The sequence below is a fragment of the Lentihominibacter faecis genome, assembly GCF_014306095.1.
GTDB classification, from domain to species: domain Bacteria; phylum Bacillota; class Clostridia; order Peptostreptococcales; family Anaerovoracaceae; genus Lentihominibacter; species Lentihominibacter faecis.
The window spans coordinates 1-26,328 of sequence record NZ_JACRWC010000009.1; the positions used below are offsets into that span (position 1 = coordinate 1).

Annotated in this window: 25 protein-coding genes; 3 read left to right on the plus strand and 22 right to left on the minus strand. The window is 50.1% G+C overall.

The features are described from left to right. Positions 1–1,248: MerR family transcriptional regulator (locus tag H8876_RS00435; protein WP_249286096.1), on the plus strand; the 1,248-nt coding region annotated here is incomplete at its 5' end. An 8-nt stretch (positions 1,249–1,256) separates the two neighbouring features. Here H8876_RS00435 and H8876_RS00440 read toward each other — a convergent pair. From H8876_RS00440 to H8876_RS00520, 17 genes are all read right to left on the minus strand, one after another. Beyond that, a complete protein-coding gene (locus H8876_RS00440) occupies positions 1,257–1,958 on the minus strand; it encodes a queuosine precursor transporter (protein ID WP_177264319.1) in 702 nt (233 codons plus the stop codon). Continuing rightward, the gene (locus H8876_RS00445; protein ID WP_249286097.1) at positions 1,951–2,682 is read right to left on the minus strand and encodes a radical SAM protein; all 732 of its coding nucleotides are present in this window, start codon (positions 2,680–2,682) and stop codon (positions 1,951–1,953) included. Before H8876_RS00445 ends, H8876_RS00440 begins: the two co-directional genes overlap by 8 nt. A gap of 443 nt (positions 2,683–3,125) precedes the next feature. Next, positions 3,126–3,869, minus strand: a complete 744-nt coding sequence (locus H8876_RS00450; protein WP_249286098.1) for a type 1 glutamine amidotransferase — start codon at positions 3,867–3,869, stop codon at positions 3,126–3,128. After that, a complete protein-coding gene (locus H8876_RS00455; protein WP_249286099.1) occupies positions 3,866–5,179 on the minus strand; it encodes a Mur ligase family protein in 1,314 nt (437 codons plus the stop codon). The genes H8876_RS00450 and H8876_RS00455 overlap by 4 nt, the downstream gene beginning before the upstream one ends. A gap of 13 nt (positions 5,180–5,192) precedes the next feature. Next, on the minus strand, positions 5,193–5,732 hold the full coding sequence (locus H8876_RS00460) for an HD domain-containing protein (RefSeq protein ID WP_177265802.1): 540 nt from the start codon (positions 5,730–5,732) through the stop codon (positions 5,193–5,195). 89 nt (positions 5,733–5,821) lie between these two features. Continuing rightward, positions 5,822–6,619: an ADP-ribosylglycohydrolase family protein gene (locus H8876_RS00465; RefSeq protein ID WP_249286100.1), complete on the minus strand. Its 798-nt coding sequence runs from the start codon at positions 6,617–6,619 to the stop codon at positions 5,822–5,824. A gap of 30 nt (positions 6,620–6,649) precedes the next feature. Then, on the minus strand, positions 6,650–7,330 hold the full coding sequence (locus H8876_RS00470; protein ID WP_249286101.1) for a hypothetical protein: 681 nt from the start codon (positions 7,328–7,330) through the stop codon (positions 6,650–6,652). Between the two features lie 563 nt (positions 7,331–7,893). Then, complete coding sequence (gene trpA / locus H8876_RS00475) at positions 7,894–8,673, minus strand: tryptophan synthase subunit alpha (RefSeq protein ID WP_249286102.1); 780 nt, start codon at positions 8,671–8,673, stop codon at positions 7,894–7,896. Beyond that, complete coding sequence (gene trpB, locus H8876_RS00480) at positions 8,666–9,850, minus strand: tryptophan synthase subunit beta (protein WP_249286103.1); 1,185 nt, start codon at positions 9,848–9,850, stop codon at positions 8,666–8,668. Before trpB ends, trpA begins: the two co-directional genes overlap by 8 nt. A 24-nt stretch (positions 9,851–9,874) precedes the next feature. Beyond that, positions 9,875–10,549, minus strand: a complete 675-nt coding sequence (locus tag H8876_RS00485; RefSeq protein WP_249286104.1) for a phosphoribosylanthranilate isomerase — start codon at positions 10,547–10,549, stop codon at positions 9,875–9,877. Then, a complete protein-coding gene (gene trpC / locus H8876_RS00490; RefSeq protein WP_249286105.1) occupies positions 10,546–11,433 on the minus strand; it encodes an indole-3-glycerol phosphate synthase TrpC in 888 nt (295 codons plus the stop codon). The genes H8876_RS00485 and trpC overlap by 4 nt, the downstream gene beginning before the upstream one ends. 4 nt (positions 11,434–11,437) lie before the next feature. Continuing rightward, complete coding sequence (gene trpD / locus H8876_RS00495) at positions 11,438–12,448, minus strand: anthranilate phosphoribosyltransferase (protein WP_249286106.1); 1,011 nt, start codon at positions 12,446–12,448, stop codon at positions 11,438–11,440. Further along, positions 12,441–13,019 (minus strand): anthranilate synthase component II, encoded by a 579-nt coding sequence (locus tag H8876_RS00500; protein ID WP_249286107.1) that lies wholly within the window; start codon positions 13,017–13,019, stop codon positions 12,441–12,443. Before H8876_RS00500 ends, trpD begins: the two co-directional genes overlap by 8 nt. Then, positions 13,016–14,503 (minus strand): anthranilate synthase component I, encoded by a 1,488-nt coding sequence (trpE, locus tag H8876_RS00505; protein ID WP_249286108.1) that lies wholly within the window; start codon positions 14,501–14,503, stop codon positions 13,016–13,018. The genes H8876_RS00500 and trpE overlap by 4 nt, the downstream gene beginning before the upstream one ends. 428 nt (positions 14,504–14,931) lie before the next feature. Next, entirely contained in the window at positions 14,932–16,089 is a 1,158-nt protein-coding gene (locus H8876_RS00510; RefSeq protein WP_249286109.1) for a hypothetical protein, read from the minus strand. A 513-nt stretch (positions 16,090–16,602) separates the two neighbouring features. Further along, positions 16,603–17,601 (minus strand): type II toxin-antitoxin system HipA family toxin, encoded by a 999-nt coding sequence (locus H8876_RS00515; protein WP_249286110.1) that lies wholly within the window; start codon positions 17,599–17,601, stop codon positions 16,603–16,605. Positions 17,602–17,857: 256 nt separating this feature from the next. Beyond that, positions 17,858–18,172 carry a helix-turn-helix domain-containing protein gene (locus H8876_RS00520; RefSeq protein WP_177265024.1) on the minus strand — a complete coding sequence of 105 codons (315 nt, stop codon included), beginning with the start codon at positions 18,170–18,172 and terminating at the stop codon, positions 17,858–17,860. A gap of 185 nt (positions 18,173–18,357) precedes the next feature. Here H8876_RS00520 and H8876_RS00525 point away from each other — a divergent pair, with 185 nt between their 5' ends. Continuing rightward, on the plus strand, positions 18,358–18,924 hold the full coding sequence (locus tag H8876_RS00525; RefSeq protein ID WP_249286111.1) for a flavin reductase family protein: 567 nt from the start codon (positions 18,358–18,360) through the stop codon (positions 18,922–18,924). 130 nt (positions 18,925–19,054) lie between these two features. Here the strand turns inward: H8876_RS00525 and H8876_RS00530 are convergent, their stop codons facing one another. From H8876_RS00530 to H8876_RS00550, 5 genes are all read right to left on the minus strand, one after another. Further along, on the minus strand, positions 19,055–19,492 hold the full coding sequence (locus H8876_RS00530; protein ID WP_249286112.1) for a zinc ribbon domain-containing protein: 438 nt from the start codon (positions 19,490–19,492) through the stop codon (positions 19,055–19,057). Positions 19,493–19,566: 74 nt separating this feature from the next. Beyond that, positions 19,567–20,418: a 4Fe-4S binding protein gene (locus H8876_RS00535; protein ID WP_249286113.1), complete on the minus strand. Its 852-nt coding sequence runs from the start codon at positions 20,416–20,418 to the stop codon at positions 19,567–19,569. A 45-nt stretch (positions 20,419–20,463) separates the two neighbouring features. Then, positions 20,464–20,622 carry a hypothetical protein gene (locus H8876_RS00540; protein WP_249286114.1) on the minus strand — a complete coding sequence of 53 codons (159 nt, stop codon included), beginning with the start codon at positions 20,620–20,622 and terminating at the stop codon, positions 20,464–20,466. A gap of 230 nt (positions 20,623–20,852) precedes the next feature. Continuing rightward, positions 20,853–23,330 carry an excinuclease ABC subunit UvrA gene (locus tag H8876_RS00545; protein ID WP_249286115.1) on the minus strand — a complete coding sequence of 826 codons (2,478 nt, stop codon included), beginning with the start codon at positions 23,328–23,330 and terminating at the stop codon, positions 20,853–20,855. A gap of 1,362 nt (positions 23,331–24,692) precedes the next feature. Further along, positions 24,693–24,965: an aldo/keto reductase gene (locus H8876_RS00550; protein WP_346727816.1), complete on the minus strand. Its 273-nt coding sequence runs from the start codon at positions 24,963–24,965 to the stop codon at positions 24,693–24,695. A gap of 101 nt (positions 24,966–25,066) precedes the next feature. On the opposite strand from H8876_RS00550, the gene H8876_RS00555 reads away from it, so the two are divergent. Continuing rightward, positions 25,067–25,903, plus strand: coding sequence for a LysR family transcriptional regulator (locus H8876_RS00555; RefSeq protein WP_249286116.1), 837 nt, complete (start codon positions 25,067–25,069; stop codon positions 25,901–25,903). Positions 25,904–26,328 lie beyond the last annotated feature (425 nt).

A 26,328-nucleotide genomic window follows, 5' to 3' on the forward strand; every position in this document is an offset into this window, starting at 1 on the left:
AGGCTTATGAGAATCGGAGCCTTTGCAGAAAAATACAATATGAATGTGTCCGCCGTCCGCTATTATGTAGAACGCGGACTTTTAACGCCGCAGCGCCGCAACAACCAGTACGTTTTCGACGATGACTGCATGAAGGATATGGAGAAGATCCTTCGCTATAAATCTTTTTACTTTTCCCTCAGCGAAATTGAGCTTCTCTTCTTTCTGCAAAGGAACTCCCAACTACAGGATCAGTCGGTATCCCGGCAATTTCTGGAACTTTTGAACAAGAAAAAACTGCAGTTGAATCAGGATCTGGACACTTTACAGCAAACCATCAAAGATCTGGATGAGGAAATTTACCGTTCCACACAAAAAACAGAAACTGCTTCCCTCAAAAAAAGAATGCCAGGAATCCCCCTGATGTTTCTGGAAAAACTGGCCTGCCCGCATTGCAATGCTCCGCTCCAAATGCAGAATGCTCACCTGAACGGAACCCATATTCTGGACGCTTCACTTTCCTGCTCCTGCGGCTACCATGCCACCATTCAGGATGGCATTTTACTCTGCACCGGGCACACAGATGTAACCCCCTTTAAAGCCTACGAAAACATTGAATCTGTAGCCTATATCACAGAAGAATACGGCAAAGAGTATCGCTCACTCATGGAGAAATCTTATCTCTGGATGTATCATCAGATCCCGCAGAACAGAGATTCCCTCACCATGCTGGCAGGGCCGTTCACCTTTAATTTTTTGCTCCAGTATTATACAAAATTCGATGAAGACACCACTATTATCATCACAGATCCGTCCCTTTCCCGGATCGCAAAATTCCAGGAATACCTGCAGGATGCAGCATCTGCCATCATCTATATTGCCGGCGATCTTGATGCTGCCCCTCTCTGCAGCGGAGCCGTCGATCTATACCTGGATGATTTTTCCGCTAACAACTGCATTTTCACCTACAACCGTACGCCCTACAATGTCCTCTCACACTGGCTTGCAAAAGACGCGCCGCTAATCGGTCTTTTCCTGGACTATTGCAAAACGCCCCGAAGCATCAGGGCGTTTCAGAAAGAGCATCCCGATCTGATGACGGAGCGCATGAGTTTTTCTTATGCCAAGGCCTCGCTGCAGCGAAATGGCTTTGCAGTAACCGAGTCCAAAATCATCGGCCAGACTTCCGGTCGGGAAATGGAATTTCATCATCAGGTCGGACGGGAAAAGCTACCGTTTCTAGTCTACCGCGCAGAGCGGAAGAAATAAAGCAAAGACTACTCCACCAGTCCCTTTTCGTGCATCCGACGCGCCAGGTAGACGAACGGAGTGTCGGCGATACTGGTCACGATAAAGATCACGTAACTAGAAAGAGCGATGCTGATCAGTGTCGGGATCTCGTACATGCCCCAGAATGCCCCGAAGGTATAGAGGATCGTGTTGAGCAGCTGGGAAATCATCGTCGATCCGTTGTTTCTCAGCCACAGTGCCCGCCGGGAATCACCGTGAAAGCGCTTTTTCGTCAGCGCCCACCACTTGTGATACGCCCATACGTCGAACCGTTGGCAGATCGCGTACACCAGAACACTCACCAGCATCAGCCGCGGTGTATTGGAGAAGATCTCGCGGATCGCCGGCTGCGCCCAGTCGCTTGCTGCCGGATGATACAGCAGCCAGGACTGGGAGACGATGATGAAAAACACCGAGGTGAATATCCCGATGTTGACCGCTTTCTTGGCCGCTTTTTTCCCTTCGATCTCACTGATGATATCCGTTACCAGGAAGGTGGATGCAAACAGGATGTTTCCCAGCGTCTGCTCCATGCCGAAGGCTTTCACCATGATCAGCACTTCGATGTTAGCGGTGATAGTCGCGATGGCCGTAAAGCAGTACAGCCCGCTCTTGCCAAACAGCCGGTACGCCAGCAGCACGCATCCGTAGATCACAAATAAACTTGCCACTAATAATATCTCATTCATCTCGTTTTCCTCCTACTCCAAAATCCGTATTTTCCAGTAAAATATCTACTCGCGGATCATCCTTGTATATCTCGTAAAAATTGTCGACAAACATCTTGATCACCTGCGGATCCGGTTGGATCTGCGACGTGTTCTCCACCATGATGTTGATGCAGATCCGTTCGAAATACCGAAGCCCTGTCTCGATATCGTATCGCATGGACTGCACCGTCTGCCCCGTTACGCCAAACAAAAGGCAAACCTCATCCGCCACCTTTGCAGCATCCTGCGGCGTGACACCTTCCATACCCTTGTCGAACACCTCTCTTCGGAAAGCGTCGTCAAACGTCTCCACGCCCATTTTTATTTTTACCGTGATCCCTTTTTCTGCAAAGTGCTCCCGCCACTTTTTCACATGCTCCCGGTACATCCAGTGGATCTCAAAGCGCAGCTGAGTGATGTGTTTTTCCAGACACACCCGCTCGATCCTTGCCATAGTTTCTTCCGAAAGCTCCAGGAAACTGCCCGAATTGATGACTTCCAAGCTGTGATACTGCCCTGTCACATGGCTGAGCGCCTCTTTATTGATGCGGTCATTTGCCGCCTGATCCCGCGAAGAATCCAGATGATAGTCACAAAAACGACACCTTAAAAAACGGCAGCCGCTGCCTCGCAGCATGACGATCTCCCGCGGATTTTTCTCCGTGATCACGCTGTAGCGAACCGGATTTTCCATCTGTCCCATACGTCGTCCTTTCTCTCTATTGGTATGGTGACCACCTATGTTTTATTTTTGCAAAGCAAGGGAAAGGCGTTTTCGAAACGCCGAAAGAACCGGGATCCGCGAAGGTGTCTTTGCAGAAAACCGGTAAGCACCGGCAAAAGGAACTGCAGACCCGCAGAAAAGCCGAAAAAAAGAGACGCCCGCAAGGCTGACCCCGGGAACATCTCTTAGATCTCAAAAAATATTCGAAATAAAATCCCTAGTTTTGTTTATAGACAGGATGGTCACGAACTGTCTTTATCTTACCTGATGTACTTTAGCAGATTTTCATAAGGATTGCAAGAGAAAAACAAAATTATGTCAGTATTTATAAAAACAAAAGTGCTCTGAATGCAGAACACTTTTTGATTTTCTGTAGGTTTTGTTCCTATTTCGGAACAGTCTTTAGATGTTTCCAAAGTACACTACTTGTCCCCCTCGATTTCAAATCTCTTAAACAGTGCTTCCCGCGCGCTGTTTTCCAGAGTGTCATCCAGCGGCTGCAGATCCGACATCTGAAATCCGGGATCTTTTTTCTGCAAAGCTTTCGTGATCACAAAATCAGCGATCTTCGGGTTTTTCGGCAGAAGAGGTCCATGAAGATACGTTCCCAGGACCTTCCCGTCATAAAAGCCTTCCCAGCCTGCATCAAAGCTGTTGCCGCATCCGTAAAGCACCTTCCCCAGCGGGTGATCCACCCCGACAGTCTGCCCGCCATGGTTTTCAAAACCCACCATTTTCGTGTGGAGATCATCAAGCTGCGCATCGATAACGATATTTCCGATACAGCGACTTCCCTCAGCTCCGGTTTCCGTGCGGTAATCATAAAATCCCAGACACTCGATTTTGCTGCCGTCCGCCGCCACATAATACTTGCCAAACATCTGATAGCCGCCGCAGATCAGCAGCACGAACGTTTTTTCATCGATAGCCTTTGCAATATTCTCTTTGCGGCTCAAAAGATCCGGGATCAGCGAAAGCTGCTCTTTATCGGCCCCGCCGCCAAAAAACAGCAGATCGTAAGACGACAGATCTTTCTCTTCTCCGATCCCGCAGGTATCCAGCTCAAACGGGATGCCCCGATCTTTGCAGCGTTTGCTCAAGACCAGCATGTTTCCCTTGTCCCCATATAGATCCATGATGTCATGGTACATCCAGCATACTCTCACAGTCCCATCTCCTTTACGATCGTATTTCGCGTCGGCAGCAGCGCCGTGTACGTGGCAACAGCGTATACATGCGGAGCCTGCAAAGCCTCATGCACAGCTGCTTCCATCGATTCTTCGGGGCGGATCTTTCCGGTAAAACCGCCGTAATAGATCCGAAGCGCCATATCCCAGGCGCGCGTTCCCGTGCAGATGATCTCCTCCGTGGAGTCATCCATGAGTTTTTCAAAGACCGTGTCGTAGATCCAGCTGATATCCCTGCCGTCCTGCGCATTGTCGTTGAGGACGATGACTATCGTCTTTTTTGCAGGATCCTTTTCGATGACTTTCATGACCTCGTTGGCACCAGTCGGATTTTTCACCAGATTGAGGATGCAGTCCCGCCCGGCCTTCTCGAACCTCTCATTTCGGCCCGCCGGTCGCTCCGCTCTCGCAAACACCTTCTCCGCCAGCTTCGGATCCACCCCGGCGGATCTGGCTGCCGCCAGCACCGCCGCGCAGTTATAAAGCGAATACAGACCATCCGATGCCATCGGGTACACATGACCATCATACCGGAATGTATGAGCATCCAGATCTATCTCGTCCGGACACACATCCAGCTTCGGCGTCGCGAAATCACAACTGCTGCAGTGGAACTGCCCTATATGAGAATACTGATAAAAATCATATTCCAGCCGCGAGCCGCATTTCGGACAGAACTTGCCCTCTGCAGCTTCTGCGGAATGCTCCACAGTGGAAGCGTTTTTCGCCGCTCCGAAATAAATTTTACGTGCGTTTGGAGCTGCCATCGCCAGCCGGACAACGTTTGGATCGTTTCCGTTTAAGATCAAGTCTCCCTGGTAGTCCGGAAGTACACTCTCGATGGTATCGATGATCCTTTCCATTTCCCCTGCCCGGTCCAGCTGATCGCGGAAAAAGTTGTTCACGACGATGGCTGTCACCGGCAGCGCCGGAACGATGTATTTCATGTTCAGCTCGTCCACTTCCAGGACCGCCGCATCTGCCTTCACCCGCCCTGAAAGGCTGCAGTGGGACAGCAGCGTCGATGTGATACCGACCCGCAGATTGTCCCCTTTGCGATTGGTGACCACCTTATATCCGGCTTCCTCCATCAGATCGGAAACCATGTTTGCCGTGCTGGTCTTGCCGTTTGTCCCGGTCACCAGGATCACCGGTCCGCCGAATTTTAAATGATTCAGACAATCCGGCGCGATCTTGATCCCCAGTCTGCCGGGCATAGATCCGCCCCGGCCCATTTTCGACAGCACCCAGGAAGAGAGTCTTGTTACTAATATCGCTAATTTTTGCATCCCATACTCCTCTCTACTTGCCGTAATACTGATAAAACAGCTCCAGGTAGTCCCGTTCCACGTCCTTGAACGGCCGGAATGAAAAGTCGATTTTGATGTGCAGATCCGGCATCGGTCCATGCTGCATCTCCGCCAGGAGCGTCTCCAGATCGTGCCACAAAAGGGCATCGTCGATTTCCTTTAGTTCTCTGATTTCCGCCGTCGTCAAATCAGAGCCCAGGAACTTTTCAAAAATCACTTTTAAGATTCCCTTTTCCTGTCTCTGATATTCCTGCATATGTTTTTTCATCGGTCTTGGTACATCCGACATATAGCATTCCGACGCATCGTGCAAAAGACACGCCAGGATCATTCGCGGTGACAGCTTTCGTGCCTGCGCCTCGTGGGCACAGTCCAGGCAGTGCTGTCCTACTGACCAGAAATTCCGCACGTGACCATTGCCCCGGCAGATCAGCGACAGCGCGTGGGCGATATCCCGGATCGAGATCGCCTCCGGATCCGGATCCGCCGGATCTATGTGGTTTCCTGTATATGTTGTAATGTAGTCTGACATTTTGATACTCCTTTTTAGCCATATAATAAAATTATATCGCAATCGCTGCTCGCTGTAAAGTCCACGACCAGTCATTCATCCTCCTACAATTACATGATACGCTCCATAAACCCATCCAGCACCAGCAGCAGATCTTTGTCCAGCCGTTTCCTGCATTCTTCCTGTAACTCCTTCGGCACGCCATAATACGCTTCCGCTATACTTCCGGCTATAGCAGTCAAAGTATCACAGTCTCCACCTAAAGATACCGCCGTGCGGATCACGTCCTCAAAAGATTCGCCTTCTAAAAATGCGGCAAAAGCTTCCGGAACAGTCTGCTGACACGACTCCACGTGATGATAATCCGGACGGATCTCATCACAGGTACGGCTCAGATCATAGTCGAACGCCGCTTCCACATACTCTCGAATGTCATTCTTATCGTGTCCCTTTCTTGCCAGATATATAGCACTCGCCACCGACTCTGCACCTTTGACCCCCTCCGGGTGATCATGGGTCACTTCCGCTGACAGCTTCGCCAGCCGCCTGGTCTCCTGCAAAGTTTCCGTCAGCCATCCCGCTGCAGAGACACGCATCGCCGAACCATTGCCGTAGCTTCCATAAGGCAGCGGATGCTCCTGCTGCAGCCAGCCTGTAAATCGTGCTCCATATCCTGCATCCGGGTATTTCCTGCCCCAGTACTGCAATCGATCCACCAGTGCTTGCCGCACCACCCCATCGTCTGGATCTCCTGCCGTTTTCATCAGCGCCTCCGCCACAGCGATAGTCATCACCGTATCATCCGTAAAGTGCGACTCCCCTGTAAACAGCGGGAACACTTTCGATTTGTTCCCCTGATCGAACTCATAAGGACTTCCTATCATATCTCCTAAAATAGCTCCATACATACCGATTCACCTCCCATTTTTTCCGTGTTCCTATTGCTCGCTATCCCTTTCAACGAAAACAATCACCTCACCCGCAGCATCCGTCTTTGCATGAACAGAGAAATCGCCAACGGGAATGACGCTTTCCGACTCCAGCGAAACATCCGCGCTGACCTTCTGGCAGCGGTACGCGTCCTTTTCTTTTGTGATGCTCAAAACGTATATGACCGGCGCATCTGAAGAATCCCGGCTTGCTGATTCCTTCATCACGTAATACTGTACATTTCCATCTGCAAAGTCTCCGGCGATCATTTGCTCCAAGTCAGCTTTCGAGGCAGTAACGGCTCTCTCTTCCTGCAAATATTTCATGATTGCACCATCAGGATCAGAATTAACATATCCTCTATCAGAAGAGTTCCCAAATCCACCGGCGACAAGAATTACAACACATATTATGATGATAACGACCGCCAGCAAAACACCTTCGATCAAGTGTCGAGCGACCCTGCGTAAGCTCATCGCATCTTTTCTCCGGGATGAAAAATATTCGCAGAGCGCTGCTGCAGTAAAACCGAGCAGAACGATAACCACGCAGGAAATCATAAACGGAAAAACAGCCAGAGCAATCGATGTAACAGCACATCGGTAAATCCGATATCCCACATAAGCCAGCAGAACAATTCCCGTAAGAGCCTCGATCAGCACCGCTTTCTTCGATAATTTATCCTTCATAAATTACCTCCCTTCATGATGAACTGCAAAGAAATCCTGAATTTCATCTCGTGCACTTTTTTCCATCATACCTTAACAGTCTCGATCATGCAAGCAAGAAAAGTCCAAAACTTATTTCAGTCATTTGCCCCTCCTTTTATGACTGAAACTGACTGAAATCACTGCGCTAGCACGCTCTAAATTTCATATCCGGACAACAGCATTTCGGATTTCAGTCAGTCGACGCCCCTAACTATCACTAGACTGACTGAAACGTCATCCAGCATTTGTAAGCCAACACATTGACACGTTCACTCACAACTAATCGCAAATTGATTTCAGTCAGTATTACCCCTCGATATCATCCAAACTGACTGAAATCGATTTTCGAGCGCCCATTCACAGCTATTGAGAAAAAGCGACTGCGCCGACTCACAGTTTCCCAACAAAAAAACGATCGCTTTTCCCACAGCTTCCAGGCGATCGTTTTATAAAAGGTTAATTATTTTTCATTTCTTAATGTCGACTGTTTTTCTGCCAGTGCTCTCATGCAGGCAATCACACTCCAGGCATTCTCTCTTCACCTACCCTCTCAGTACGCCTTCCTTCATGGCTGTCACATATTCCTTTACATGTGGCACACAGTCCGCTCCGTACTTTTCGCAGAGTTTGACGATAGCGGATCCGACGATGGCTCCGTCGGATTTTGCAGCCATTTCACCGGCCTGCTGCGGTGTCGAGATTCCAAAGCCTACGGCACACGGAATATTCTTTGCAGCCTTCACCAGCTTTACCATAGCACCGATATCCGTTGTGATGGCAGATCGCATTCCTGTGACACCAAGAGATGAAACACAGTACACGAAGCCTTCCGCTTCCTTTGCAATGCGCGTGATCCGCTCGTGAGATGTAGGCGCGATGAGTGATATCAGATCTAAGCCGTAGGTTTTGCAGACGCTGTCGAATTCCTTCTTTTCTTCAAAGGGCACGTCCGGCAGGATCAGTCCGTTCATACCGATATCGGCAGCTTTTGCGATAAAACTCTCCGTACCATAAGAATAGACCACGTTAGCATAAGTCATGAACACCATTGGAATATCTGTCTTCTGACGGATCCGCACCACCATATCAAAGATCTTATCCGTCGTCACACCGCCTGAAAGTGCCCGCACATTGGCCGCCTGTATCACCGGTCCCTCTGCAGTCGGATCCGAAAACGGGATACCCAGTTCGATCAGATCTGCCCCGGCCTCCGCCATGGCATAAACCAGCTGCTCCGTTACGTCCAGCGATGGATCCCCGCAGGTAACGAAAGGAATGAACGCCTTTCCATCAGCAAATGCTTCTGCTATTTTCTTATTCATAGATATCCTCCCCTCTGTAACGTGCGATTGCGGCGCAGTCTTTATCGCCGCGTCCCGAAATGGTGATGACAACGATCTGATCCTTGTCCATCTGCGGCACGATCTTGCGTGCATGAGCGACTGCGTGAGCGCTTTCGATAGCCGGTATGATTCCCTCGATCCGCGAAAGGTATTCAAACGCATCGACTGCTTCGTCATCTGTGACCGGTACATACTGAGCTCTTCCTGTATCATATAAATTGGCGTGCTCCGGTCCGATACCCGGATAATCCAGCCCTGCCGAAATGGAGTAGACCGGTGCGATCTGGCCATACTCATCCTGACAGAAATAAGACTTCATGCCGTGGAAGATCCCCAGTCGTCCTGTCGCTATGGTCGCCGCCGTTTCAGCTGTGTTGATCCCGCGGCCTGCCGCTTCGCATCCGATGAGCTGCACATCTTTATCGTCTATAAAGTTATAAAAAGTTCCAATAGCGTTGGATCCGCCTCCAACACATGCCAGCACCGCATCCGGCAGCCTTCCTTCCTTTTCCAGCATCTGTGCCTTGATTTCCCTGGAAATCACCGCCTGAAAATCACGCACGATAGTCGGGAACGGATGAGGCCCCATGACGGAACCCAGCACATAATGAGTATCCTCGATCCGGCTTGTCCACTCTCTCATGGTCTCAGAAACCGCATCCTTCAGCGTAGCCGTTCCGGAAGTGACCGCATGGACCTTTGCACCTAAAAGACGCATCCGGTACACGTTCAAAGCCTGACGTTCCGTATCCTCCTTACCCATGAACACTTCGCACTCCATTCCCATGAGAGCTGCCGCTGTCGCTGTCGCCACGCCGTGCTGTCCTGCTCCGGTCTCTGCGATAACACGAGTCTTGCCCATCTTTTTAGCCAAAAGCACCTGCCCCAGTACGTTGTTGATTTTGTGAGACCCTGTGTGATTGAGATCCTCGCGTTTCAGATACACCTTGGCACCGCCCAGGTCCTCCGTCATGTGCGCCGCGTAATACAGCCGTGACGGACGTCCAGCGTACTCATTCAAAAGCTCCTCAAGCTCTTTGTTAAATTCAGGATCATCCTTATATTTCAAATATGCCTCTTCCAGTTCCAGTACCGCGTTCATCAATGTTTCCGGGATATACTGGCCACCGTGGACACCAAATCTTCCATCTGTCATCTTGTTCCTCCTGTTCCTCATTCCCTATTTTAACTGTTCGAAGCTGCGAACGATATTTACTGCTTCTATGATCTTGTCCCTGTCCTTGAGCCCGCCGATCTCCAGGCTGCTGGAAAGATCCACCGCCCACGGAGAAAGCCGCTCGATGGCTTCCGCCAGGTTGTCTGTGCCCAGACCTCCCGCCAGCAGGAACGGTCTTGTAAAGCCTTCGGCCAGACTCCAGTCAAAGGTTTTTCCCGTTCCGCCGCTGCCCTGATCCAGCAAAACATAATCGGCACTGCTTTCCGCCGCTCGCTGCAGATCTTCCGCAGTCTGTACGGAAAATGCCTGAATCACCGGAATATCGCCACCAATCAGCTTCCGAAGCCTTCTGATATATTCCTCATCTTCCTGGCCATGCAGCTGGATCGCCCGTATCACACCGGACTCTGCCAGCTCTGCCGGCAGCTTCACAGGTGCATTGACGAACACTCCCACCGGGATGATCTCAGGATCCAGCTGTGCAGTCAATTCCGCTAAAAGTTCACGGCTTACACACCGGGAACTTCTCGGAAACTCCACTATAAATCCGCAAAAATCCGGTTTTGCCAGATTCACCCACTCGATATCTTCCGGCCGTTTCAGCCCGCAGACTTTTATCCTGGTATTCTGCTCCGCAAGGCGCTGCGCATCCTGCCTCAAGTCACATAAATTACTCATTTTAGTGCTTCTCCATTCAGCGTTTCCAGTGCTTTTTTCTTATCGTCGCTTCTCATAAGCGTCTCACCGATCAGCACTGCATCCACTTCATTTTCATAGAGTTTTCGTATGTCCTCGCTAGTCTTGATGCCGCTTTCTGATACAAAAAGTACCTCTTTTGGCGCCAGCTCCCGCAGCCGGATACTGTTTCTCACATCCACCTCAAACGTCTTCAGATCCCGGTTGTTGACTCCGATGATCTGCGCGCCCGCATTCAGTGCCCGCGCCACTTCCTCGGCATCGTGCGCTTCCACCAGAGCATCCAGGCCCAGCGAGTCCGCAAGCTTCAGATATTCAACAAGCTGTTCATCATCCAGTATAGCACAGATCAATAAAATCGCCGCCGCTCCCAAAAGCTTTGCCTGGTAGATCATGTATGGGTTTACAATAAAATCTTTACGTAAAACAGGTATGGAGATCGTCTCCGCAATCTCCCTCAAATAATCATCCGAGCCTTTGAAATAGTACGGTTCCGTCAGACACGAAACAGCCGCCGCGCCCGCCAGTTCATACTCCTTGGCAATCTTCACATACGGGAACTCCTTTGCGATCAGCCCTTTAGACGGCGACGCTTTCTTCACCTCACAGATATAAGACATGCCTTCTTTCTGCAAAGCTCGATAAAACCTATATCTCCCCGGCCTTCCGCCAGCCTCGGCAGAGCTCTTTGCAGAAGACTCTCCAGCCTCTTCCTGCAAAGGCTTCAGCGGCAGATTGACGCCCTGAGCAAGCTCTTTTTCCCACAAGGCTTCTGCCTCCTTACGAAGCTGCGCCAGAGGCTTTGCAGCCTCTTCCTCCGCTATCCGCACTCTGGTCCTTTCTGCGATTTCTTCTAATATATTCATCTTGCTACCTTAAACTTTCTGCAATGAATTCTTCCAGTTTCTTTGCTGCCGCACCACTGTCGATCAGTTTTTCTGCCATGCGGACGCCGGCTTCGATCGTATCCGTTTTACCGGTGATATAGAGGGCTGCGCCTGCATTGAGGCAGACGGCCTGCCGTTTTGCACCCTGTTCTTCGCCCGACAGGATCGCTCTCGTGATCTCCGCATTTTCCTCAGGCGAACCACCTGTCAGTTCCTTCTTATCACATCTCTTGTATCCGAACTGCTCCGGCGTCAGTTCATAAGACTGGAACCAGCCGTCCCGGATCTCACAGACGGAGGTCGGTGCGCACATGGAGATCTCGTCCAGGCTGTCCTGCCCGTATACCACCATGCCGCGATCCACCCCCAGCTTGGCCATGACCTGTGCCAGCGGTTCTACCAGTTCTTCATCGTAAACGCCCATCAGTTCCATGTTGGCACCTGCAGGATTGCTCAGTGGCCCCAGAATGTTGAAAACTGTCCGGATGCCCAGTTCCTTTCGGATCGGTGCCACGTACTTCATGGCTACGTGATAATTCTGAGCGAACAGGAAGCAGATGTTGCTCTTTTTCAGGATCTCCGCGCTTCGTTCCGGAGCGATAGTGATGTTGACTCCCAGTGCTTCCAGCACGTCGGCTGCACCGGATTTAGAAGAAGCAGCTCTGTTTCCGTGTTTTGCCACCGGCACCCCGCCTGCTGCGATGACCAGCGAAGCCGTTGTGGAAATGTTGAAGGAATTGGATCCGTCGCCGCCTGTTCCCACGATTTCCAGCACGTCCATATCGTGAAGCAGCTTGATGCAGTGTGCACGCATACCTGCCGCTGATGCTGTGATCTCATCGATGGTTTCTCCCTTCATGGCCAGTGCCGTCAAGTAAGCTGACATCTGTACCGGACTTGCTTCTCTGCTCATGATCTCATCCATGACTGTCTCTGCCATTTCATACGTTAAATCTTCTTTTTTCGAAAGTTTGATAATAGCCTCTTTAATCATTCCTCACTACCTCCATAAAATTTTCTATCATTTTTTTACCGTCCGGTGTCATGACTGATTCCGGGTGGAACTGTACGCCGAAAACGGGATATTCTCTGTGCTCTAAAGCCATGATCTCGCCGTCATCCGACTCCGCCGTGACTTTCAATGCTTCCGGGAAATCCTTCGCGCGCGCCGCCAGCGAGTGGTAACGAGCTGCCTTGAATTCCGGTCCCAGACCACGGAACAACGAACTAATGCCTCCCTGATACACCTTGCTCTGCTTGCCGTGCATCAGCTCCTTTGCATAAGAAACCGTACCGCCGAATGCCTCACAGATCGCCTGATGTCCCAGACACACGCCGAAGATCGGCAGCTTGCCGGTGAAGTACTTGATGGCCTCGATACAGACCCCCGCGTCCTCCGGTTTTCCCGGACCCGGTGAGAGGATGATAGCTTCCGGCTTCATAGCCTCGATTTCCTCGATGGTGTGCGCATCATTTCGGATCACTTTGATGTCAGGCTCTACAGATCCGATGAGCTGATACAGGTTATAAGAAAAACTGTCGTAGTTGTCGATGAGCAAAATCATTTTAATACCTCCTCTGCTTCCCGGATGGCCTGGATCACAGCCTTGGCCTTGTTGGCACATTCTTCGAATTCTTTTTCCGGTACGCTGTCGGCTACGATCCCCGCACCGGACCGGATGCAGATCGTCCCGTTCTTTTTATATACCAGGCGGATGGCGATGCAGGTGTCCAGATTTCCTGCAAAGTCCAGGTAGCCGATGGCTCCGCCGTACACGCCTCGCTTGTTGTTTTCCAGCTGGTCGATGATCTGGCACGCTCTGAACTTCGGTGCTCCCGAAAGAGTCCCTGCCGGCAGGATCGCGTCTACCGCATCCACAGCATCCTTGTCTTCACGAATCGTTCCGGTCACGGTGGATCCTATGTGCATTACGTGGGAGAATCGCTCGATCTCCATGTATTTCTCTACTTTTACGGTTCCGATCCGGCTGATCTTGCCGATATCGTTTCGGCCTAGATCCACCAGCATGTTGTGCTCCGCAAGCTCTTTCTCATCCTGCAAAAGATCTTCCTCCAGGGCTTTGTCCTCGTCCGGCGTTTTGCCACGCGGCCGTGTTCCCGCCAGCGGAAACGTGCTCAGCTTGCCGTTGTCCAGCTTTGCCAGCGTTTCCGGCGATGCTCCCGAAAGCTCGATGTCGTCGCTGGAAAAGTAAAACATGTACGGCGACGGATTTGCTGCCCGGAGCACCCGGTATGTATCGAACAGACTGCCCTCTGCTTCCGCCTTCATCGGGTCAGAGAGGACTACCTGGAAAATATCTCCCTCACGGATGTACTGTTTGGCTTTTTCCACCATGTTGCAGTATTGTTCTTTCGGGAAGACCGGCTCGATCTCTGTTTTCAGCTGCAAAGTCGGGAAGGTTTCTTTTTCCCCTTCGCGGATCAGCTTCGCCATGTCTTCTAAAGTCTCTTCCGCTTTTTGATAGGAACCTTCGATGTCCTCTGTCATGACTCCCGTGATCAGCATGATCTTCTGACGATAATGATCGAAAGCGATGACTTCGTTGAAGAGCATCAGATCCATGTCCCGGAAATCCTGCTGCCCTTCGCTGATCAGTTTCAGCTTTGGCTCGCTGTATTTGATGTAATCGTAGGAGAAGTAGCCTACCAGACCGCCGGTAAAGGTCGGCATTTTTTCCATCACCGGACTTTTATATCTGGCCAGGACCTCACGGAGTGTGTCTCCCGGATGATCCACGTGTTTTGTCGTCACCGTCTCAGTGCCGTCTCCCAGGTTTTCCCGGATGGTCACCTCGCCGTCAAGGCAGGTGATTTCCATGGTCGGATCGTATCCCAGGAAGGAATACCGACCCCATGCCTCTTCCTGGCTGGCGCTCTCCAGCAGATAGCAGTGTCTGCTGGCTTTTCTTAAAATCCGCATCACCTCGACTGGCGTATACATATCGGAAAGGATCTCGCAACACACCGGCACACGCTTGTACGCCCCACCCGCTGCGATCTGTTTTACTGTCTGCAAATCTGGATACATGTTGTTTACCTCCTGTAGTTCTGGTATGGAGATCCGGCAGGCGGCTCATAAAAAAAACGTCCCTGCCAGATATATCTATCTGTCAAGGACGAGTTAATGTTCCCGCGTTGCCACCTTGTTTCATGGATCTCTCCATGCTCTCTGTGAAATACTATCATATTCCCGGCAACTGACGTATGCCCTCACGTCGCAGAATACTTGGTGCAGATCGAAATCCCGGCACGGTTCACTGCGCCCTCAGCGGTCCATTTGGCAATCTGCATCTCCACCCGGATCCCACCATCCCGAGCTCTCTGTGGGCGCATCTACTGCTTTGATCTCCGCCTCAACGGTTTGTATTATTCTTGATTTATTAACAAAAATACCACACTTTTTTGGTGATGTCAACAAAAAGATTGTAAAGCTTGCGTAAAATGAATCGTAGAGCTTTATCTTCTCCGTCTTACCTGCTTTTTCTTGCCTGATTTGCCGGCTTTACTATCTTTTTTCTGCGGCTTTTTTCTGCTCCGCTGATGCAGGCTGCTGGTCTGAGCAGACTTCCTTTTCTGCTGTTTTATCGCCCAGCTGTTCTGCAGGACTGACAGCATTTCTGCTTCTGTATCAGCTACTGTCTCATCGACCTCATCAGAAGCATCCTCCTGAAACTCCTCTCTGCGGCCTTCCAGCTCTGCGCGAAGTGCTTCCAGATCATCCAGCAGCTTGATGTTCTGCGGACTTTCTGCCGTCTCAGTGCCATATTCTTCCGCATCCGTTTCTTCCGGCTCCATCATTTCCGCCTCGTTGATTTCCTCATCCAGCCATTGATCGATAGGATCCGGTCCCAGTTCTTCTTCCGGCCAGGCTTCCTCAATGACGGATGGTTCTTCTTCCTTCTTTCGCTTGGAAAACAGCCCCAGCATCCAGCAGGCAAGCACAATAAACAATGCCGAAAGCACTGCCGATCCGATCAGGTATGGCATATTCAGTTCATGTTCATCGCTCTTCAAATCAGCCTTGGAAAGGCTTCCTTCCCGCACGCACTCGATTCCCCGGATCTCCTCCAGAGTCTTGCCGTTCTGAGTGCCTACCAGAGTCAGTTCCTTACGATCCGGAATATAGGAATACTGATACCGCTTCGTATCCGATTCGTAGACATACTTCCCTTTGACAGTCAGATTATCCAGTTCTGAATTTCGAAATTCAGTGTAACCCTTGGTCAATTTGATATCTTTGAGAAAATCTTTAGACAGCTTGAATTCTCCCAGCGTAGCTTTCCCGAAATAAGCTGCGGATCCATCTTCCTCTTCTGTCCATTTCCCGTTATCTCCCAACGTCTCCATTCTTCGTTCTACATAAGCAGAATCAAACGTCAGATCCAGCTGCGTATCATGTGCACTCTTGGCAGTGTGCAGCTTGCCTCTCACGATGACAGGTTTGCCTTCATTGTCTTTATCTACTTTACCGTTTTGCAGGAAAACAGCCTTCTCGATCTGTTCCATGGTCTTCGTCGTGTGACCGTCCTCGCGGGACATGGCCGTCGAAAAGCCGTGAAGGCATACAAGCGCTGCGATAACAAAGATGATTCCGAGTATTTTTTTGCGATTCATGATCTATTCCTTCCGTATATTTTCTACTGCATATTCTCTACTGCTTACGGTTATTCTCCAATTTGCTTTCTCTATTATAAATGCTCCCGTCGTGAATAGCAATGTGATTCTGGTATTTCACGCCGTCAAAAAAGCACAAAAAAATAATAATACCAGTCCTTCCGTCGAAACACTTCCTTTTCCCAAAGCTTTCATCTTCTGACCTCTGATGCCCGTGACTTGCAATCCTTTGCTTCTTTTCTGCGATCGTCTGACCGCCCTTTCGTCTTCTGCTCATTTGGTTCTGTGAAGTTTCCGCTTTGGCTGTTTCCGTGCCGGCCTTCTCATGGGAGCTATCCTGGCTTCCGGGGTTTCAACATCCGCAACTGGTATTATATTTGTTCTTCCTGAATCATTTCTGGTGGAATCACCTTCTTTCTAAAGTTTCTCCTCTCTGTGATTGTATTATAGCACGGCAGCTCACAGAATGCAAGAATTTTTCGAAAATTTAAAATGTTACATTTTATTTCAATGTTACTCCTTAAATCTCATATCAAAGGCCGGCGTCATAAGTTCTATTTCACTGCGTGAAACCCCATACTGATTCGCAAGCTTTTTCCAGTGCTCCGCCACGATCTCTTTTATGTCGTTTATGATAGTCCAGACCTGCTGCACCGGTATTTCATACATTGAGGCTGCTGATGCTGCTAATTTAAAGTCAATTAAATTATTGGTTTCGTCAACATTGAGCGACAGCACATCCCCATCCGCATCAGGATTTACATCGAAGACTGGAGATAAGCGCCATCCTTCCTTTAATAAAAGGAATCCGTGATTTCTCAAATGATCATCTGTATTGGACACTGCCATATTAAAAACGATCCTACGCCATAATTCCTGCAGATCTTTCTTCGGAGCCGCTCCATACTGCTTAATAAAAGAAACCAGATCCAAATATCCAGCTCCGTCAGCAGCATGCGCTCCATCAGTTCTTCCCAGCATTGTCATCGCTGAGGAATAGTGGATTCTCTGCGTCCCAGCTCGATCAAATCTCTTGATCAAAAAAGTGCTTCCATTCCTAGAATAATTCTCTAACCTGGCTTCCGGAACATCCAGTCCGCACATCACCGCCAGATCATGAACCACCATTTCCCATGCACCCTTATTCATATCATCATTCTGAGACGGGAACTTTGCAATCCATAAAGAACCGTCCGGCGCCTCTACAGAAGCTTTAGGTCTTGCTCCGCCAAGAGAAGACCCCGGTGCTACAAGCTGTTTAAGCCATAGTTCCTCCATCCCGTCATCGTTCTTTTCAAAGGCCAGCGATGCGGATTCAAGCTTTCTAAGGGTTGTCCATGGCGGAGTTGCCAGATCCTGATCATTTGCAAGATAAGGGCCGTTTTCTTCTTCTGCAAAGCGCAAAGCGCCCATCCTCGTTTCATCGTAAACTCCTAGCAGAAAATCCATTTCAGTCAGTCGCTTTGGCTTGCGATCCTCTTTTTTCGCTAAAACAGCTTCTCTGCGTTTCATCAGCAACCTTCCCCAGCGATCAGGGCAAGAATCTGCGAAAACACCAAACATGTTTTTCCCTAACGGAGTGTACTGCCTCCCCTGATATAACGCTAGATCCGGATCAAAGAAAAATGAGCATGGATGTTCCTGCAACCATTCTATATTATATTCAAAGGAAACAACTTCTTTTCCTTTATTCCCATCTACGAATAATGTTCCTAACTTTTCAGGATTCGTATCACTCCAATTTTCATATACGAATACTTCCATTTCCTTATCCCCTTTTCGCCCGTTTCCTGGTGACCAGATTCAGATCCTGCAGCTTTCTGCCCAGTTCATCGTCTTTCGCTACCAGTTCCAGATCCTTGTCCATGCCGCCTAACGCATGGAGCACTGCTGCATAGATTCCGATTGCTACGGTCGGCGATCCCTTTTCTACCGACCATAAGGTGGCGCGACTGATCCCCGCTCGTTCTGCAACCAGTTCTGTCGCCAGATTCCTTCTTAATCTGGCCGTTTTGATCTGATCGCCCATCCTCTCTAATATTCTCTGCGTTTCTGGTAAAATTACTACGGTTTTCTTGCTCATGCTCTCACCTCTTATGTTTAATATATTAAACGAAACTCTCTATTTTGTCAATTTTATTAAACATAAAATTTCACGATCTATTTTCTACCAGACAAATGATTTACTTGAATTTCCTACGTTTCCGACTATAATGATAGATAGACAGTTGTTCCTGTCAATTCTATACAGAGAAAGAGGTACTTAGAATGAGAGTAAAAGTAAATAATTCCGATGGTATCTTCCCGATGCCTGTTTTAATGATCGCAACCTATAACGAAGACGGCAGCGTGAACGTAATGAACGCAGCATGGGGTTCCATGCAGGCGAGAGGACACGTAGTCCTGAAGCTGACGGAAACTCATAAAACCGTAGAAAATATCAAAGCCAGAGGCGCTTTCACCGTAAGTATCGCAGATGCGGCCCACATGGTAGAGGCAGACTATTTCGGCATAGAATCCGGCAACGATGTTCCTGATAAATTTGAGCGCAGCGGCATGACTGCCAGCAAGGCTGAACGTGTGGACGCTCCCATCATCAACGAGTTTCCCCTCTGCCTGGAATGTGAATTCATCGAATACCAGGGCGGCGAGTACGGCTGCGGCGTCATCGGCAAAGTCGTAAACGTGACGGCTGACGATAGCGTACTGGTAAACGGTCAGCTGGATATGTCCCTGGTCAATGCCATCGCCTTCGATACTTACACTCACGGCTACTATAAAGTGACCGAACGCGTCGGTGAAGCCTTCCAGGAAGGCCTCAAGCTGAAGAAATAGGTTTGGGATCCTGCGGATTCTTTCGTTTCTGCAAAGACTCCGAAGCCCATATAAATCGACAAGCAAAAAGCCCTCATGCTGCCCGGCTCCGTATCAAGCGGACGCCCTACATGGGGACTTTTTTATGTCTTCATTTCCAGTGATTCAGCTTCGGCACGACGGCTTCCATATGCACCCGAACCTGTTCTTCCGGCCACTCCTCGGTCGCCATATGCTTTGCACAAAAATCAATCAGCTGCTCCTTGCTGGTGTACTTGAACTCCCCGTCCGCATAGCACCATTTACAGTACTCTTCATTAAAATCGCCATCTGGCTCTTTGCTGATCGTAGAATCCTCCAGCGGCATCCCGCAACATTGGCAGACCAGCTGTCTCGGCATTCCCAGAAGCGTGTTGATTGAAACATCAAACACTCGCGACAACAGCTTCAACGTTTCCGTATTCGGTACAGTTTCCCCGGTTTCCCAGCGCGATACCGCCTGCCGAGTCACCATCACCTTTTCCGCAAGATCATCCTGTGACATCCCGCTGTTTGTGCGGAGCTCTAAAATAATATCTTTCGTTTCCATCGTTCATTCCTCCATAAGGACATGGTACATCAGCTTTTCTTCTCCCGCAAGCAACTTGCAGTTGCGTCATTCTTCTACAGCGCATCCACCGGGCAGTTCCGCTTACATTCCAGACACAAGATACATTCCGTACCGTTCTTTCGACGCTTGGACGGATCTAGCATATCCACTTCCATAGGGCAGACCTTCCTGCACTTGCCGCAGGAAATACACTTGCTTTCATCGCATTTCACACGGATCAGCGCGAAATAACTCATCGGCTTCAAGAACACCGTGATTGGACAGAGATACTTACAAAAAGCGCGGTTGTCCTGATAGATAAAAGCCAGCAGGATTCCCAGCCCGTAATACATAATATTTCCTATGATGAATGCCCAGAACATGATTTTTTCGATATTACCCACATGGGCCAGGAACAGCGCCGCCACGAAAATTAGCGAAATCGCGAACATCACGTACCGCATCCAGCCAATGTTCCGGCGACTCCAACGCTCCCCGCGCTCCCGCTCATTCTCCGGCTTCCCCGGCACTTTGAACGGCAAAAAGTCCAGCACCATCGCCGTCCAGCAGGCATAGCCGCACCAGCCCCGGCCAAACAGCAGCGGCCCGAAGATCTTTGCAACGGCATAATGAATCGTCGCCGCTTCAAACACCCCGGTAAACAGATAATACCAGAACCCCTCGATCTGCATATTCTCTCCGCAGATCAGCCCCAGATACACTAGCATATACAGCCCCACCAGAAGCTGCACGATCCTCCGGGCATGCCGGTATTTTTTCACGAAAAGAAAGACGCCCAGCGAAACGGACACGCCGATATAACTGAAATTAAACAGATAAAACAAATTGTCCCGCGTCAGCCAAAGCACCACGGCCACCGCTTCAAACACCGCCAGCAGCACCAGCGGGAAAAAGTATTTTTTCATAGTTCGCCTCCTTCTTTTCATTCTGCAAAGAGTGTTCCTCCAGTTTCATCTGCGGCATTCCTGCAAATCGTTCTTCAGTGCTTTTTCTGCGGCTGTCCTGCGAGTGCTTCCTGCACGCTTCTCCAAAATGTTTTCGGTCAGTTTCTCTATTGCTGCCCTGCAAAACTGACTGAAAGAATCCACCCAGTACTCTCTAGCCAGCATCCAACGGCCTCCTTTGCTGCAGATTTCAGTCAGTCCAATGGCATCTCAATCCCTAAACTGACTGAAACACATCTCCAAGGCGTTATGCTCAAGCGACAGCAATACCACTCTCGACCTGTTTTCAGCCAGTCTGCACACCTGTGAAAGCCCAAACTGACTGAAACGGTTTTCGTCAGCGGCTGGGAGGAAACAGTCACTGCTACCCTCTCCCAGTTCCTGCGCTCCCGCATTTAGAAATACCACCCTGTCACGCTCTCCTCGTCGCATCGGATTTCTTCCGGCGTTCCAGTCGCGATGATGCGGCCACCGCTTTCTCCGCCGCCTGGGCCCATGTCGATGATATAGTCCGCGTTACGGATCACATCCAGATCGTGTTCGATGACGATAAGAGTCGCGCCGTGATCCAGCAGGATCTGGAACACGCTCAGAAGCACCTGTACATCCAGCGGATGGAGCCCGATAGACGGCTCGTCAAATACAAACACGGAGTCACTCTGGGTCTTGCCGATCTCGTTGGCCAGCTTCAATCTCTGCGCCTCCCCACCGGAAAGGCTCGGCGTTTCTTCTCCCAGCGTCAGGTAGCCCAGTCCTAAAGTCTTCAGAACCTCCAGCTTCCGACAGACGCTTTTCATATCTTTGCAAAATTCGATGGCGGTATCCACGTTCATGGCCATCAGCTCCGGCAGCGACGCACTTTCCCCTGCTTTGTTGGTCAGCTTGATCTCATACGCCTCATCGCCGTAGCGGCTGCCTTTGCAGTCCGGGCACGGGATATTGACGTCCGGCAAAAACTGCACGTCCAGGTTCACCTCGCCGGTTCCGTTACATTCCGGGCAACGCAGCGATCCAGTATTATAGGAAAACGCTCCGGCTTTCAGCTTTCGTTCCTTTGCCGCAGGCGTTTTACTGTAAAGTTTTCGCAGTTCATCGTGCACTCCGGCATAGGTCGCTACCGTCGAGCGGACGTTGATACCGATAGGAGTCGCGTCGATCAGCTTGACATGCCGGATGCCGTCTGCGCGAAGTGTCTTTACATGATCCGGCAAAGGCTTCTCCACAAGCTGCGCCTGCAGCCCCGACACCAGACTTTCCAGGATCATGGTGGTTTTCCCGGAACCAGACACACCGCAAACGGCCGTCAGACGGCTTTTGGGGATCTGGATTTCAAGAGGCTTAACCGTATGGATGGCTCCCGTTGAAAGATAAATGGATCCTTCCTCGAACATAGCGGCAGGATCGACCACATGGCGGATCCTGCTCCCCGCTTCACCCGACAGGAACGGGCCGATCTGGGAAACCGGATCTCTCATAACAGAATCCGTCGTGCCCTGTGCGATCACGTATCCGCCTTCTGCCCCCGCCTGCGGGCCCATCTCCACGATCCAGTCAGACTCTTTCAGGATCTGGGTATCGTGATCTACTAAAATAATGGAATTACCGTCGGCCACCAGATCGTTCATGACGCCGGTCAAGCCTTTGATATTGGAAGGATGGAGGCCGATGGACGGCTCGTCCATCACGTAAAGAACGCCCGTGGTCCGGTTGCGAACGGCGCGGGCAAGCTGCATCCGCTGCCGCTCTCCCGTCGAAAGAGTCGCCGCCGAACGATCCAGAGAAAGGTATCCCAGTCCCAGCTCCAGCAGCCGTTTCGCTGTGTTGGTAAAGGCACTGCAGATGCTTTCCGCCATAGGCCGCAGTTCTTCCTGCAAAGACTCCGGCACGCCCTGTACCCACTCCACAAGATCGGAGAGCGCCATGGTGCACGCCTCATCCAGGGTGATCCCCCGCAGCTTCGGATACCGGGCCTTCTGGGAAAGCCGCGTCCCATGACACACAGGGCAGACGTCTTCTTTCAGGAATTTTTCCACCCGCTTCATGCCCTTCTCATCTTTGACCTTGGCCAGCGCGTTTTTCACCGTGTACACTGCATTATAATACGTAAAATCCAACTCTCCAGCCTGATTGGATTTCTTCGCCTGATACAGGATATGCTTCTTTTCTGCAGGGCCGTGGTAGACGATTTCTTTTTCCTTTTCCGTTAGATCGCGAAACGGAATATCTGTTCGAACGCCCATTTCCCGGCACACATCAGTCATAAGAGACCACATGAGACTGTTCCACGGGGCGACCGCACCCTCGTCGATAGTCAGGGAATCGTCCGGCACCAGCGTATTCATATCTACAGTCCGAACCATTCCCGTGCCGCTGCACTCGGGGCATGCTCCCTGAGAATTAAAAGCCAGTTCTTCTGCCGCCGGAGCATAAAAAGATACGCCACACTCCGGACAGACCAGCGCTTTTCCAGCCGCTACCGCTAGAGAGGGCTTTGCATAATGACCGTTAGGACACCGATGACTCGCCAGACGCGAATACATGAGCCGCAAACTGTTGAGCAGCTCCGTTCCCGTGCCGAACGTACTCCGGATTCCCGGAACGCCCGGCCTCTGCCTTAGCGCCAGTGCCGCCGGAACGTACAGCACTTCATCCACCGCCGCCTCCGACGCCTGGGTCATCCGCCGCCTTGTGTAGGTGGACAGCGCCTCCAGATATCGCCGCGAACCCTCCGCATACAAAATGCCCAGCGCCAGAGAGGATTTTCCCGATCCGGACACGCCTGCGATCCCCACGATCTTGTGAAGGGGGATGTCCACGTCAATGTTCTTCAAATTATGTACTTTCGCACCGCGAACCAGTATGTTGTCGATCATAGTCTCACTCCTGTATCAGATTCTTGTCTATGCCATAAGTATAGCATATTTTTCAGCAAAAGGTGACAGTGAGCCTGCTCTTGCCAACCCTTGCCTCGAACTTCCGCCGTGTGTTTTCAGTCAGTTTTCTCCCCTATCTCATTCACGACTGACGGAAAACATACCCAAGCTTTTTCTCACCGATGCCCTGCTAGCTTTCCAATTTCACTTTTCAGTCAGTTCAAGGCTGTCCTATACTCAAGACTGACTGAAAAGTATCGCCAATCCTCCCTGCCCAGGCTGACGAGGTTCTTTGCCACACCCATTTTCAGTCAGTATTAGGCCAGCTTATCCTTCAAACTGACGGAAAACAGATTCCTGATGCCCTCTCACAAACGACTGGCGCTCTTTCCTGCTTCATGCTTCAGTCAGTCTGCCCACCTTCGACCATCAAAACTGACTGAAATGATTTCAGCCACAAACCCGGCACGAGTTGCATCCATTAAAAATCTCCAATATAAAAACGAGGCCATCTCTGGCCCCGCTGTTTCGATCACTATAATCGCTATATAAATGTTTCAACCTCTCTATTATCCGTTGTCGAACAGAGCCTTGTCAAGAAAAAAGTCAGACAATTTGCCGAGAAAAAACGAAACCTGCCGAATATCCGAAAACCTTGTCTATTCTTTATTCAGGGGATTGAAATATCATAAAAATACCACCAATCCCTCCCCACCCTGCTATAAAGGATAGTTTCCCGCTTCTCGGCTCTTCTCCGATCACGCAAAATACCCCGCTGACGAATTATTATACTTGAAAAGTTATTTTCTGCTCGACGCTCGCTGTCTGCCCGCCCTAAACTATCCCAATCACACAGGCTCGCCCATGTTAGGATAATAATCACAGGTCCGATCATCGCCGATTACCCTAACTGATGATTTCCATTTATTCTGCGATAATCGACTATCTTTTTCCAGGGCATTTCCCTTAAATCGCGGTATTATAGCATAACCAGACATCTAGCCCAACGCCCGACGCTGCAAAAAATCCCCCGCAGGCTCTTTGCAGGAGAAAACAGGATATTCTGCAAAAGCATTTCCCAAGGGCCGCTCATTCTGCAAAGGCATTGCCCAAGGATAATCAGGCATTCTGCAAAGACAACGTCAAACGCTTGCTTCCCCGCCACAGATTTCAGTCAGTCCATGCACTTCCGAAAGGTAATACTGACTGAAACTGGTCGCAGCTATTTCGAAAAAAAATCAAAGCAGATAAAATATCTCAACATAAAAAGCCGCCAGAACAAACAGTTTCCTGCCTGCCCTGGCGGCATGATCTCAATACACCCTCTAAGTCTTCTAAATCCTGATCGTATCCCTGTAATTATTATTCTGCATGATACTGCCAGATGAACTTGACGAACGCCGGATCGCTGTGATCCACGATCCCGCTGTGACCCAGATCCTTTGCGGAGATCTGACCCATCTCTTCCTCCGTCAGCTCGAAATCCCAGATGTCGATGTTCTGTTCCATCCTCTCCACGTGAACCGATTTCGGGATGATGGAAACGTCGCGCTGCACGTTCCATCTCAGAACCACCTGCGCCGCTGTTTTACCGTATTTTTCACCGATAGCAACCAGCTCCGGATCTGTAATGATATTTTTCTCTTGTTAGCTGTATTTTACTGCATTTTATAAGAAATGTACAATGCCAGCCTTTTATACTGCTATAAATATTATTTATACTAAAGGAGACTGCTATGATCGAATTGTATGAACTGCGCCAGCTTGCGGCCTTTGCAGAAGCGGGAACGCTGTCGGAAGCCACTGAAGTGCTTCACCTGTCACAGCCAGCCCTCAGCAGAAACATGAAAAAATTAGAGGAAGACCTAGGTATCTCTCTCTTTGAACGAAGTAAAAACAAACTGGAATTAAACAAGAATGGCGAGTACGCGCTGGAGCTGGCCAGAAAGCTGCTGGACGATGCAGATTCCTTCATCACCAGAGTCCGGGATTTCGACCGCAAAAGCCGTACCATCACTCTTGGGATCTGCGCTCCAGCTCCCGTGTGGACCCTGGCTCCGATGATCGCCAACCTGTTCCCCGGGATGTCTTTGCAAACGGAAATGGACCGGGAAGACCGGCTGTTAAAAGATCTCAAAAACAACGTCTATCAATTAGTCGTCACCCACGAAAGCCCTTCGGGCAGCCAGTTTTTCTGCAAAGAATGCGGCACGGAGTCCCTGCTGTTCGGCCTCCCGAAAGACCATAAGTATGCCCAATGGGAAAGCCTTTCCTTCTCAGAAATGAACGGGGAAAACATGCTGCTCATGCCGGACATCGGATTCTGGAATTTCGTCAAAGACCGGATGCCAGACTCCCGCTTTCTCACCCAGAGCGATCGTTTCAGCTTCAACGAACTGATCCGAGCCTCATCACTGCCGTTCTTCGCCACGGAACTTGGGGAACATTACCAGAAAACCCCACCCGGCCGGGTCTTCGTCCCCGTCTCCGACGCGGACGCCACCGTCACCTACTACCTGGTCTGTAAAGCCGAGCACAAGAAAGACTTTCACGCCCTGTTTGCAGAGCTGTAATGGCAAAGCTGCACCGATCCTGAATGCCGTATCTTGCCGCAGCGGACAGAATATCCTGATTGTCCTGAAATTTTCAATTAAGTTATCCCCGCACGGTAAAAATACCACTATATGAATTTATGATGATGTAAAGGTTATTTCAAAGGAAAATATTCCCATACAGTGTGCCAGAAATACCACAATTTAAGATCTATGGTCCCTCCCGGTTATTTTCTCACAAAAAATGCACCCTACATAGCTTCACACAGAGCATTTCTCAGACGAAAATCCTCTTCTTTACAGAAAAAATAACCTGACCGCATCATCTCGCGCCAGATCAGGTTATTTTTCCCGAACCACCGAAACGCCCGCATCCAGAAAATCCCCGACGGGGACTTTGCAGAAGGAAACGGGGTATTCTGTATTACAGCTGTCTCTTATACACA